The sequence below is a fragment of the Ruegeria sp. AU67 genome, assembly GCF_900312795.1.
Taxonomy (GTDB): Bacteria; Pseudomonadota; Alphaproteobacteria; order Rhodobacterales; family Rhodobacteraceae; genus Ruegeria; species Ruegeria atlantica.
This window is the reverse complement of record NZ_OMPH01000008.1, coordinates 24,830-37,306: the sequence shown is the minus strand read 5'-3', so window position 1 is coordinate 37,306 and position 12,477 is coordinate 24,830. Positions and strand designations below refer to the sequence as shown.

The following is a 12,477-nucleotide window of genomic DNA, read 5'->3' as shown; positions in this document are numbered from 1 at the left end:
GAAAGACAGGTTCGCAAGTGTTGAAGCAGTATTTGCAGCCGCAATAGACCGAGGTGAGATTGCCGCGGATGTTCCGGTTGACCAACTCATAGAACTAGCAGTCGCCGCACCTTATTTCCGCAAACTCTTACGTCATGAGGCACTGGATGAAGATTGGTTGGATCAACATGTTGATCTGCTTTGCAGTATCGCGAAAACCAATTCGGGGCAGTGACCATCGCCTGATTTTGCAATCAAAGCGACCAAGAAGCATAATAATTTCCAAAATTTCATTGGGGCAATGTTCGCTGCGTGACATCAGCACCAACCGGACAGATTTTGGGGTTTGAGCAACGGAGGATTTCTGTGGCCTTCTCAGGCGCATTGGCGGTCGCGAACGCGCTGGAGACAGACCCGTCGCACTTGTCTTAGTTTATTCACCTGGAGGCTTGGCGGAGATGTCAATCGTAGCAGTGACCGTGGTCGCGCTGTTGCGTTCGTCGGTGAGCATCATATTTTCAGAGTTTTGGCAGCGCTTGTTCTCATGGCGGCTTTCACCAAGCCTTCCCGACTTAGTAAGTAAAAATGACTGAAAATGAATGATGACGACACGGTAAATTAATATGTTTGCAATCTAGCAATAGTGAAAGTTCAATTCGCATTGCGATGTTTAAGAGAGGTTTATGAGTTTGCCATCAGCGTCTCTTTGGGTTGGCGAAATCCAGGTTTCAGCAGATACCACGTCCGAGAAATCGAGCCGCGTGAGTCGGCCTGATGAATTTTGGCCTTATCTGCCACGCAGAGTTGGTCCTTCGTAATTGCTGTTAGTCAGCTAACGTTAGGTTGGGAGAACGATATGGAATTACCAACACTGACGTACGAAATGATTGCCGTACTGAGTCTATTGTCTTTTACGGTCTTACTTTTTGTTACCGAAATAATACGGATCGATGTCGCAGCGATTCTTGTAATGGTACTGCTTGGCGCACTGAGCTATCTACCGGGGCTAGGTAATTTAGCCGATGTATCCAAGCTCTTTGAAGGTTTTTCCTCGAACGCTGTGATGTCCATCATCGCAGTTATGGTAATTGGGGCTGGGCTTGATAAGACTGGACTTATGTCAAAGGTTGCGGCCTTGATCCTCAAGAGTGGTGGCACGACAGAGGCCCGGATAATCCCCATAATTTCAACGACGGTTGGTGTCATCAGCTCCTTCATGCAGAACGTAGGAGCTGCTGCGCTTTTTCTGCCTGTTGTTAGCCGCATTTCAGCACGTACGGAAATCCCGATGAGTAGGTTGCTGATGCCCATGGGGTTTTGCGCGATACTGGGTGGTACTATCACATTAGTCGGGTCGTCGCCCCTCATACTGTTGAATGACCTGATTGTTTCGGCAAACTCATCCCTTCCTGCTGACCAACAAATGGAGACATTTGGGTTATTTTCAGTCACGCCTATCGGTGTGATGCTGGTGCTAACAGGGGTGCTTTACTTTGTGCTCTTTGGTCGTTGGGTCCTGCCAGCGCAGCGAGAGCGTGGAGAAGACGCAAGCTCAGCTCGGTCCATGCAGACCTATGTCGAAAACACGTATGGGCTTAGGGCCGATATGTTCGAGATACGTGTTCCTGAAAGCTCAATCATCATCGGGCAAACGCTCGCGGATCTAATGGTCGCTCATAACATGTACATTCTTGGCACATCTTACCGCGGCCACAAGGTCATCGCGCCGATGGCTGATACTAAGATCGAAGCCCCGGCGAGGCTCGCGGTGCTTGGCCTGCGTCGGGTGGTTGAGCAACAGTTCGCTGAGCCTTACGGCTTAGATATTCTACCCCAACTAGATGTCTTTGCAGATGACTTCGCCGCGACCCAATCGGGGGTGGCAGAGGTTGTTATTCCACCCGGTTCTTCAGTGATCGGCCAGACTCCGATTGATTTGCGCCTTCGTCAGACACACGGGCTGTCTTTGTTGGCTATTCAGCGTGGCGAAGAAACACTGAGCCACGTTGAAACCGAGGATCATTCAGCCACGCATATCGGGCAAGTTCCTTTGCAAGTCGGCGACACTTGCGTGGTGCACGTCCAGTGGGATCGTCTGACACGACTGAAGTCGGACAGGGATTTTGTGGTCGTAACTTCTGACTTTCCCCAGGAAGAGTTACGGCCACACAAGGTCGGATGGGCGCTCGCGTTCTTCCTATTAGCATTGAGCTTAATTCTATTAACTGATCTTCGATTGTCGTTGTGCCTATTAATCGGCGCTGTTGGCATGGTTTTGAGCCGAGTGTTGTCGATTGATGAAGCCTACGAGTCGATAAGTTGGAGTACAGTTTTTCTGCTCGCTTCGCTGATCCCGTTGGGCCAGGCAGTCCAGAACACCGGCACTGCGGATTGGATTGCAGCGCATGTGTTGGCCCTCCTGAAGGGTTGGCCGATCTGGTCGTTGCAAGCAGGAATAGCCGTTTTGGCGACGGCATTCACGCTGGTCATGTCCAATGTAGGCGCAACTGTTTTGCTGGTGCCGCTAGCAGTTTCTATTGCCGTATCGGCGGGTGGCAACCCGGCCGTATTTGCTCTCACCGTGGCAATTTCGACGTCCAACTCATTTTTGATCCCAACACACCAGGTGAACGCTTTGATCATGGGCCCGGCAGGCTACCGGGTGGTCGATTTCGTTCGCTCGGGCGGAATCATGACTCTACTTTTCTTAGTTGTCTCAATGACCGGACTTGCACTTTTCTTCTGAGCCGCTTCTCGGCGATCTGCACTGAAGAACTCATAAGATAAGGTTTTTGAGACCAAACTTTTTTGTTGGAACAGCAGATTCAAGACGTCTGCAAAAAGGGTCTTCGCTGCGAGCGAGCGAAGCAATGTGTCGAACTCATACAAACCTGAAGTCGGTATACGCTGGAATCGCAGAAGCGATTTAGTGTCTTCCCCTGCGGCCTCAATTCACACCAAATTTGCGACGCAAATGCTCAGCTAAGGCCGTTATGCGACGTGGTTGGGCTCGGCTAGGCGGAAACATCATTTGCAAAGGTTTCGGCGGTGGGAGGAAGTCGCGCAAGACAGAAACAAGTCTGCCAGATCGAACATCGTCGGCTACATCCAACTCGGACTTCAATACGATCCCATGGCCTGCAATCGCCCAATCGCGGATCAGTGAACCATCGTTGACTATTCGATTTCCCTTTACCGATACGCGCTGGGCATTTGGTCCTGATCCAAACTCCCAAACGTTGTCGATCACGTCGCCAAACCTCATGACCAAGCAGTTGTGGTTTAACAGATCTTCTGGTTTTTCGGGCGTTCCGAAAGAGGCCAGGTAACTTGGGGACGCACATACGAAACGTTGGTAGCCTCCCAAATTTCGCAACCTGAGCGAGCTGTCTGTGATGTTGCCGAAGCGAACGGCGAGGTCGAAACCCTGGCCCACAAGGTCGACATAGCCGTCCGAGAGGGACAGTTCGATTGAGACAGCAGGGTTCTCTTCGGTGAATTCGGCAATAACCTCGGAAACAAAGCTACGTCCCAAGTCAATGGGCGCGCTTATGCGAATTGGGCCAGACAGAGTTTCGGCGCCGCGCCGAACAAGTGTATCCAGGTCCGCAACCTCACTGAGTATGTTTCTTGCTCCGTCAGCTAGTGTCCGGCCTTCTTCGGTCAGGCTAATGGAACGGGTGGTGCGGTTGAACAAAACCACTCCGTAATGTGCCTCCAGAGCAGCGAGCCGCTCGGACACTGTCGTGCTCGACATCCCTTTCTCGCGCGCCGCGGCCACAAGACTGCCTTTCTCGGCTATGGTTAGAAACAAGCGAAGATTGTCAAAATGCATTAAACGGAATTTCCGGATTATATGTTCGATTATTTCCCGTTTATCCCGAAAAGACTGCGGCGTAAATCTAACGCATCGCGCAAATACACAAGGGACCTATTCTAATGGCCAAGCTGACCATTGTCGCCAACATCAAAGCCAACCCCGGCAAGATCGACCTCGTTAAGGCCGAGCTGATCAAGCTCATCGACATAACCCGTGCCGAAGAAGGTTGCATTAACTATGACCTGCACCAGGACAACGACAACCCGGCTCATTTCGTGTTCTACGAAAACTGGCAAAGCCGAGAGCTTTGGCAAAGCCACATGGGTGCTCAGCACCTTGCGGCTTACCTGGAGGCGACAGAGGGCGCCGTTGCAGAGTTCACGTTGAATGAGATGACAGTCATCGGTTGATACAGAACCGGACAAAGGAGCACGTTATGAAAGCCGTGGGATACCGTGAGGCAGGGTCGATTGATCGGGCGGATGCCTTAATCGACTTCGATACCGACAGACCGACGCCGAAGGGGCACGACTTGTTGGTCAAGGTGCAGGCCGTGTCAGTGAACCCAGTCGATACGAAAATTCGTCAAAAACGAGCTCCTGCAGGTGCAGCACCGGATATTCTGGGGTGGGACGCAGTAGGGATCGTCGAAGCAGTTGGCGAAACGGTTGAGACTTTCAGTCCGGGAGATACAGTTTGGTATGCCGGGGCGATAAACAGATTGGGAACCAATGCTGAGTTTCATCTGGTTGATGAACGTATTGTCGGAGCCGCGCCAAAATCCATACCTGCAAAAGCAGCTGCGGCGATGCCGCTAACGACGCTTACTGCCTTTGAGATGCTGTTCGACCGCTTGCGAGTCCAAGATGCCGTTCCCGGTGGGACAAAAACGTTGCTGGTTATAGGTGGCGCAGGCGGTGTCGGATCAATCACCATTCAATTGGCACGGGCTCTCACTGAATTGACAGTGATAGCGACAGCGTCCCGACCCGAGACACAAGACTGGGTTCGAGAGCTGGGCGCACACCATGTCATCAACCATGCGGAACCTTTTGGCGCACAACTCGGGGCTCTCGGTATCGAAAGCGTGGATTTCATCTATTCAACGAACCATTCCCAGCTTTATGCGTCTCAAGCCGGAGAGGTGATGACACCTCAAGGTCGCTTTGGGTTGATCGATGATCCTGAGACCTTTGACATCGCGCCATTCAAACCCAAATCGATCTCATTGCATTGGGAGTTCATGTACACTCGGTCGCTTTTTGGGACTGGAGATATGAACCGTCAAAGCGAAATCCTGAATCAGGTCGCCGGGTTGATAGACGATGGAAAGATCAGATCCACAGCAACCGATACACTTGGTACAATCAATGCTGCAAACTTAATGAAAGCGCATGCTATCCTTGAAAGTGGCAAGGCCAAAGGAAAGCTCGTGCTTGAGGGTTTTTAGATGAGAATTGAGCGGCTAGATCATGTGAATATCGTAACAACTAAGTTGTCTGAAATGGCTACTTGGTATGAAGAGGTCCTGGGTTTGAAACTCGGGGCCCGCCCTGATTTTCCGTTTCCCGGAGCTTGGTTGTATGCGGGTGATCACGCCGTGGTTCACCTTGTGGGTCACGAAGGCACGCCAAACGTTGGCTCCGAAGTGAAGCTAAAGCTCGAGCATTTTGCGCTCTCAGCCACTGGTTTGAGCGCATTCGAAGAAAAACTGACCTCATGTCAGATCCAGTATCGAAAAACTGACGTCCCGGGGGCTCGAATGGTCCAAATTCACGTGGCGGATCCTGATGGGAATCATATTCATATTGACTTCGAAGAATCCGAGTAAGCGGCTAACCCGTGAAATAGATGGAACGCAAAATCAAGCTCGTAACTTCTTGTCGATTAGGGATTGAGATCCTTGCCGGGTTGCTTCCTAGAACTACGCGGGTCAACATTTTCGGGAGGTGCATACGTCGACTTGGAGATCAGCATGCCGGACCTCGAAACAAACAAGAAAAACGTCATCGCTTTCTGCGAAATGATGTTCAACGAGTGTCGACCTGCCGAGGCCATAGCGACCTTTGTTGGTTAAACCTATACGCAGCACAACCCGCATGTTGGCGACGGCAAGCAAGCCTTTGTCGAGTATTTTGAGCGCATGGCTGCCGAATACCCGGGAAAGCGCGTGGACATCGAACGCGCGTTTGCTGAAGACGACCACGTTATTCTGCATTGCCACCAAATCTGGCCCGATGGTCTCGAGTACGCAGGGATTGATATATTTCGCCTGGATGCTGAAGGTAAGGTTGTCGAGCACTGGGATGTTCTTCAGGAAATTCCAGCAAACAGCGAGAATGACAATGGCATGTTTTAACTTAACCGTTCTGACTACGGTGCATGGAACTTTGAAGACTCCTGTCGGCTGAACCACGATAGTCAAAGGGCGTAAGTCTGATCCAAGAATCCCGCCGAAGCGTATCTATCAAGAACCTTTTAGAAAGGAGATAAATATGCTCTCGAAGAGTATTCTTGCCGCGACCCTTGGATTGTTTGCAGCTACTTCGCCTCAAGCTGGTGTACAAATTCGGTTCATAGAGGGCGCACCCAAGGACCGTTTTGTTCTGACAAATTTCGGAGCGTGCGAAGTAGATGCCTCGACTCTCAAAATCGACTTGTCGCAATCTGCCGGACGATTGATCTTCGACGTTACCGAAAAAGGTGCGGGCGTAGAGGTCTTTCAACCTCTCGAATTCGTAGAGGGTGCGGATGCTCTGCGGCAAATTCCAGCGGTCGTGGACGGGCAAGATTCAATTGAACTTGAGATCGCCTCCCTTCCAGCCGGGGACAAACTCGCCTTTACCATCGATGTAGACGACACCATCGGGCAACGCGAAATCACCGTAACAGGGTCGGAGATCGAAGGCGCTACGGTGTCTTACACTGATGAGGGAGAGACCAGTACTAGGACCTTCTCTTCCGAAGCGGTCGTCAACGTCACGACCAAAGACTGCTGAAAGCAGTCCCGAAATGTCGAACTTGTTGATCCGCATAGCATTTCTTGCGCTCATGTTGGGAGGCGGCATCCTGATCGGGACACTGACTGCACCTGGCGAATGGTATGCTCAGCTTTCTAAACCTGCTTTCAATCCACCAAATTGGATATTTGGCCCGGTTTGGACGGTGCTTTATGTGTTGATCGCCATGGCGGGTTGGCGCCAGTGCGAAACAGACCGAAGCTCGGCTGCGATGAAGCTGTGGTGGGCGCAGATGGGTCTGAACTTTTTGTGGTCCCCAACCTTTTTCGTACTGCAACAGCCGTGGTTTGCGTTTGTGGTCATTGTAGCATTGCTGGCTGTCATCGTCGTGTTCATCGCTGAAGTCAGGCACACTGATCGAGTCTCTGCACTGGCCTTCCTGCCGTATTTAGCATGGGTCGCATTTGCCACGGCACTTAACCTTTCCATTGCGATACTGAACTGAGAAGGAACAATATGCGTGGCAACTTCGTTGGGCTTGTTTCAGGTCTATTTATCATCGGATCTACAATGGCACAGGCTGATGGAAATCTTACAGAGGACTTCTCCGAGTCTCCGGAGACGCGTTGGGAGTACGTTGCGGACACTGTCATGGGAGGGGTCTCATCAGGGCAGGTGCAGTTTCGTTCGGATGGTGATGTTGCATTCGCGAGGCTGACCGGATCCGTCAGTACAGAAAACAACGGTGGATTCATCCAATTCAGACGCAAGTTGCCTGATCGGCCAGATGCGAGTGTATCGGGCGTCAGGCTGTTGGTACGGGGGAATGGCGAGCAATACTTCGTCCACCTCAGGACACGTGGCACGGTGCTTCCGTGGCAATACTATCAGGCCGAGTTCGCAAATTCTGACAAATGGACCGAAGTCTCTTTACCTCTGTCAGGCTTCAAGGCTTCAGGTGCCATGTTGCGCGCTATTCCCGTTGCTGACGAAATCACCTCAGTTGGGGTCGTGGCGTACGGTCGCGATCACGAGGCCCGTGTAGATGTCAGCGAGATTGGTTTCTACTGAAGGTCTCCCTAGAGAGGGCCGCTATCTTCAAATAGGTCTGCTTGACACCGTTTGAGATCGAATTCTCCCAATACCTAAATGCGTTGTGCTGTTTCTTCATTCTAGATGCTGAACCTGTCTTTTCGGAGCGAACATTAAGAGTGTGCTGCTTTCTGAAGAGACAACTCGGCTGGCAGTCTTAAGTTAAAAATACTTAATCAAAGCAAAGTACTTTCGGCAAAAAACAACTCCCACATGACACTTATCAAAAGGAGTGAGTATCATGAAGAGGATTGCAGCTTTGGGCCTTGTTGCCCTGACCCTACCATTTGTTGGAACTGGTGCGTTTGCGGAGTGCTACTTTGGGAACGATGCTGTAACCGGGGCGGAGACGATCATCTGTGAGACAAAGAGTGGCTTTTCCAGCTGGGGCACAATGATCGCTGAAGCTTGAGCGCTTCGGGGCACAACACCAGGCTTTCTGTGAGTTAGGGTAAATCAGATCGAACTCTGCAATTGGTAGCACCAAAGCCGAGGAACACGCAGCGCCGAGAGTAGTGACACAACAGACTCTTCGGTAGTTGTTGCACGACGCGGAACCTCGGGTTTCGCTGCGATTCAAGAAGCTGCTCCAGTTCTTCACCTTGGTTTGCATCGCCGGAAATTTTAAACTCACGCAACATTGCGCCAATTCTTGGCGTTCTCCGGCTCTCTGGCCACGCATTGTGATGGCCTCTGTTGTCAGGAGTTCTATTGTTCTTTGTATTGACCCGTCACGACACCGCCCCACCTTTCTAACTCAGTTTTAGGAGCATCCTGAGTGTTTGTGAGGACCACCGCCTTATTCACTTTTGCTGTGTCTATCCCGGCCATGGCACTGCAGCTTCGCGAAACAGGGCGTTATGAGCTCAATCAACCCGCAAGTCTTCCCCCGGGGTCGAGATTGCATAATGTTCTAAGAATTTGGCTTCACATTCTGGCTAACACCAGTTTTTGTCTAGTCCCGTTCGCTGTCCAAAGCTTCGCGTATGAGCGTCAGATTCGGCAGAGAATTGTGAAATGGACTTGCCCCGAGTTCGGACAAAATTGGCGCCAGAGATTCCGACATCCGCTCCATACAAGTTTTCAGGAACTCTGCGCCTTGCGGCGTTGACCGGGCAATTTTCGAACGCTTGTCCTTTGGGTTGGTCTCAAGAGTGATCAAGTTATGATTTTCAAGGCTGGCGAGCATATGCGTCATCGAAGTCTTGGGCACCTGAAACGCGTTTGAGAGTTGCAGTGGGGTTTCACCTTCGGGCCGCCGTACCAGATGGCCCAAAATTCCAAATTGAGTCGCCGTCATTCGACCAGGTAAGAACGCTTCAAGCTTGGTCGAGATCAACTGATTGATGATCCCGACCTCGGTGAAGAACCGGTAGACTTCGTTGGTCTCATCTTCAGGCTTCATTCAGAATTCGTGTCTCCAGCGGCCAGCGCGGTGTGGCGATTGGCTCGGGTCCATGCCCCAACCGCGCCCGTTGCCGCCAGTATTGTGCCTCCGCCTAGAATCTTGAGAAAACGTCTTCGGTTTGGCATGTTGACTCTCCGGTAGTGCGATATCGGACTAATTTAATACGAATTCGTACTACATCAACCCCAATCGATGCAGTGATTGGCTGAGTGATTTGAAAAAAGAAAATCAGAACAGCCGGACGCAACCGTGGACTGCCGTGGGAGACAAGTATTCGGAGCGCCTTTAACGCCGAGAACAAGCAGTTATTTTAGCTGATTAACGATTGGATACGAGAAGATCAGAGGCTGTTGAGCCGATGCTTTTCGAGTATCCCGCAAAGCATAGCCTGTGCTTGCAGCCTGTGTTCTCGATGGCGTTCACGGGCGACATCCGGTCGACCTTCACTAATCGCTTGGAAAACGACTCGGTGATCTTCATTGGACTTGACGGGTAGGGGCCTGATGAACAACGTCGTTGCGCGCGCGCGACGTACCTGGTCGCTCATCATGGCGACAATCGCTTCGAGACGTTTGTTGCCGCCCAGCCGAACGAGCTCCTGGTGAAACAACTCGTCGGCCTCGGCCCAGGCTTCTAGGTCTTCGGCTTCGATGGCTTGGTCCATCTTTGTAATTGATCCGGCAAGTACCGCCAGTTCATCATCTGAATAACCCGCTTCGGCAGCGCGCTGTGCTGCGAGACTCTCGAGTTCCGTTAGGATGTCATAGATTTCGCGCATATCGTCCGACGAAACGGGCAGTATTCGCACACCTTTGCGGGGCCGCATTGCAAGCAACCCCTTACTTTCCAACATCAGCGCAGCTTCCCGTATCGGGGTGCGGGACATGCCAAGAGTCTCGGCGAGTTCCGATTCCAGATGGTCGGTTCCGGCCGCAAGTTCGCCGGACAGGATCATTTGTCGCAAATCCCTAACAGCGCGTTGCGTATTGGAAAGAGTTTTTGCGTCCTGATCCTTCACGGTGTCTCCAGGTTGATCTTTCGTCCCTCCGCGGCCGAGAGATAGATGTTCTCTTCGATGCGGATCACGTCCAAATAGTCTCGAGCCGTGTTCTCCAACGGCGTGCCTCTTAGAAGGCCTGAAACGACGTGACTTTGCAAGGTGTGGACGCAGTCGCCTCCAAACCCATCGTGATCGCTTGGAGGTAGAACCTGCTGCCGCTCCATTTTTCCAAAACCGCGGAGTTCTACTGAACCGTCGCCGTTAAGAACCAGTGATCCTTCCGTTCCTTCGATGAGCGCTTCGCCCATGGTTTGACGCAGGTTTTCGGCATTGTGGTCAAGGCATCTGTTGCCATCGAACAGAGCTTTCAAACCGTTGGGGTGATCAAACAGGATGAAACCTGCGTCCTCGCCCGCGATAACAGGGTTAACTTGGCGCAAGTCCGCATAAACTGCGCTGGGCGCATCGAATAGAAACCGGAATGTGTCTACCCAGTGAACCGCTGTTTCGTGAACAAGGAAACGTTGCATGTCCTGAAAGTACGGCTGCCGGTCTAGGTAGGCGCGTGGTCCCTGTCCGTCACCGGGCCGAAGCCGGAAAGTAGCTTGGAGAGGTGTACCAATTCGACCCTCGGTCATCGCCTCTTTGATTGCGCGATACCAAGGCTGGAAGCGGAAGTTCTCGTGTACAACAATAGTTGCCCCAACCGCTTCAGCCTCTGAAACAATCTTCTCAGCTTCATCCAGAGACAAGCAAAATGGCTTTTGGCAGATCAGCCACTTGATACCAGAGCGCAGTGCCGTTCGGATTGCCTCGGCCTGCGCCACAGGCGGCAGGATGATATCCACGAGATCCGGTTCTACCGCCTCCAGCATTTTTGACAGATCATCGTAAGCGGCCAGTCCTGTTTTTTTTGCCTTGTTGATATCACGGTTGCAGGATGCAATCGGAACCGCTCCGGGCATTCGGGACCAGCTTTCGTAGTGGAACATGCTGAAATACCCCGCACCCACACACGCGACCCTGATGGCTTGTTGAGTGTTCATGCCCTCATTGCTTCCAATACCGATGCCGCGGCACCCTGCGTTCCGGCCGTTCCACCTAGGTCACGGGTCAGGTTCTGTCCGTGCGCCGTCACCTTTTCCACGGCTTCACGCAATCGTTCGCCGTCGCTGGACAGGTCTGGATGATCATGGGTCAACCCCAACCATTCAAGCATCATTGCTGCGGACAGGATCATCGCCAAGGGGTTGGCAATACCCTGTCCCGCAATGTCCGGAGCGGAACCATGGCAGGGTTGGAATACAGCGTGATTCAACCCGATATCCGCTGACGGAGCCAGTCCAAGACCACCCATGAGACCCGCACCAAGGTCTGAGAGGATGTCTCCAAACATGTTCTCAGTGACCAAAACGTCAAATTCCCAAGGCTTTTGAACCATCCACAGAGCGGTGGCATCAACATAAGCATGGTCTGCCTGTAATTCGGGATGGTGGGCGGCTTCTGCATCAAACATCGATCTGAAGAACGCAAAGGCGCGGAATACATTGGCTTTGTCGACACATGTGACTCGACCCCGACCGCGCCCGGTTCTTTTGCGGTTCTGGGCGAGTTCAAACGTGAAACGGAACAGTTTTTCGGACACCTCACGAGTGATCAGCAGAGTTTCACGTGCTTCGTGTTCGGTAACTTCGCCAGCGCCTTGGGTGAAGAACAGTCCTTCTGTGCTTTCGCGTATCAAGACAAAGTCGATCTCTTGTCCGGCGGGCAGCGCCAAGGGGGTCATTTGTCCGCTGCTTACCTTTACTGGCCGCACACCAGCAAAAAGTCCCAGTTGCTTTCGCAGATCAATCTGCGGTGAAATCTCGGTTCCGTCAGGGTAACGAACATCCGGCAAGCCCATTGCAGACAGCAGAATTGCGTCAGCATTGCGTGCAGTTTCGAGTGATCCAGTCGGAAACGATTCTCCTGTTTTGGCGTAGTGGCCTGCGCCTGCCGGCGCGTCTGTAAACGCCAGCTCGTAGCTGGGACTGTTGCCCGAGAGCTGGCGCAGGATTTCAAGCGTAGGGGCCATAATTTCCGGGCCGATCCCGTCCCCGTGGAACACCGCAACATCGTACATTTTTTTCATCTTGGCCCGTTTCCTTCCCGTTTCGCATTCATAGCGCGATAGCAGCTTCCACTACAGTACGTTGACAATGCATTCTTTAATGTATAC

General features: G+C 52.1%; 14 protein-coding genes and 1 pseudogene. 10 read left to right on the top strand and 5 right to left on the bottom strand.

The genetic code is table 11. The features are described 5' to 3' along the window. On the top strand, positions 1-214 hold a 214-nt coding region (locus DK510_RS02835), incomplete at its 5' end, for a TetR-like C-terminal domain-containing protein (protein ID WP_200833199.1). Between the two features lie 621 nt (positions 215-835). Beyond that, the gene (locus tag DK510_RS02830; RefSeq protein ID WP_109310829.1) at positions 836-2,725 is read left to right on the top strand and encodes an SLC13 family permease; all 1,890 of its coding nucleotides are present in this window, start codon (positions 836-838) and stop codon (positions 2,723-2,725) included. Between the two features lie 201 nt (positions 2,726-2,926). Here the strand turns inward: DK510_RS02830 and DK510_RS02825 are convergent, their stop codons facing one another. Further along, the gene (locus DK510_RS02825; RefSeq protein ID WP_109310828.1) at positions 2,927-3,814 is read right to left on the bottom strand and encodes a LysR family transcriptional regulator; all 888 of its coding nucleotides are present in this window, start codon (positions 3,812-3,814) and stop codon (positions 2,927-2,929) included. 104 nt (positions 3,815-3,918) lie between these two features. On the opposite strand from DK510_RS02825, the gene DK510_RS02820 reads away from it, so the two are divergent. From DK510_RS02820 to DK510_RS22715, 8 genes and pseudogenes are all read left to right on the top strand, one after another. Beyond that, entirely contained in the window at positions 3,919-4,209 is a 291-nt protein-coding gene (locus DK510_RS02820; RefSeq protein WP_109310827.1) for a putative quinol monooxygenase, read from the top strand. Positions 4,210-4,235: 26 nt separating this feature from the next. Continuing rightward, complete coding sequence (locus tag DK510_RS02815; RefSeq protein WP_109310826.1) at positions 4,236-5,249, top strand: zinc-binding alcohol dehydrogenase family protein; 1,014 nt, start codon at positions 4,236-4,238, stop codon at positions 5,247-5,249. Next, on the top strand, positions 5,250-5,630 hold the full coding sequence (locus DK510_RS02810) for a VOC family protein (protein ID WP_109310825.1): 381 nt from the start codon (positions 5,250-5,252) through the stop codon (positions 5,628-5,630). It abuts the gene before it with no gap. A gap of 309 nt (positions 5,631-5,939) precedes the next feature. Beyond that, positions 5,940-6,158, top strand: a pseudogene (locus DK510_RS23565) (hypothetical protein); the annotation flags it as partial. A gap of 136 nt (positions 6,159-6,294) precedes the next feature. Then, positions 6,295-6,798 (top strand): aggregation factor core, encoded by a 504-nt coding sequence (locus tag DK510_RS02800; RefSeq protein WP_109310824.1) that lies wholly within the window; start codon positions 6,295-6,297, stop codon positions 6,796-6,798. Between the two features lie 13 nt (positions 6,799-6,811). Beyond that, complete coding sequence (locus DK510_RS02795; protein WP_109310823.1) at positions 6,812-7,264, top strand: TspO/MBR family protein; 453 nt, start codon at positions 6,812-6,814, stop codon at positions 7,262-7,264. A gap of 11 nt (positions 7,265-7,275) precedes the next feature. Then, complete coding sequence (locus DK510_RS02790; protein ID WP_200833198.1) at positions 7,276-7,830, top strand: CIA30 family protein; 555 nt, start codon at positions 7,276-7,278, stop codon at positions 7,828-7,830. 262 nt (positions 7,831-8,092) lie between these two features. Continuing rightward, entirely contained in the window at positions 8,093-8,263 is a 171-nt protein-coding gene (locus DK510_RS22715; protein ID WP_160116431.1) for a hypothetical protein, read from the top strand. A 543-nt stretch (positions 8,264-8,806) separates the two neighbouring features. On the opposite strand, the gene DK510_RS02785 is transcribed toward DK510_RS22715, so the two are convergent. From DK510_RS02785 to DK510_RS02770, 4 genes are all read right to left on the bottom strand, one after another. Then, a complete protein-coding gene (locus DK510_RS02785; RefSeq protein WP_200833197.1) occupies positions 8,807-9,256 on the bottom strand; it encodes a MarR family winged helix-turn-helix transcriptional regulator in 450 nt (149 codons plus the stop codon). Positions 9,257-9,599: 343 nt separating this feature from the next. Then, positions 9,600-10,277, bottom strand: coding sequence for a GntR family transcriptional regulator (locus DK510_RS02780; RefSeq protein WP_109310822.1), 678 nt, complete (start codon positions 10,275-10,277; stop codon positions 9,600-9,602). Then, a complete protein-coding gene (locus tag DK510_RS02775; protein WP_109310821.1) occupies positions 10,274-11,305 on the bottom strand; it encodes a Gfo/Idh/MocA family protein in 1,032 nt (343 codons plus the stop codon). The genes DK510_RS02780 and DK510_RS02775 overlap by 4 nt, the downstream gene beginning before the upstream one ends. Beyond that, positions 11,302-12,390, bottom strand: coding sequence for an isocitrate/isopropylmalate dehydrogenase family protein (locus DK510_RS02770; protein ID WP_109310820.1), 1,089 nt, complete (start codon positions 12,388-12,390; stop codon positions 11,302-11,304). The genes DK510_RS02775 and DK510_RS02770 overlap by 4 nt, the downstream gene beginning before the upstream one ends. Positions 12,391-12,477: the final 87 nt, after the last annotated feature.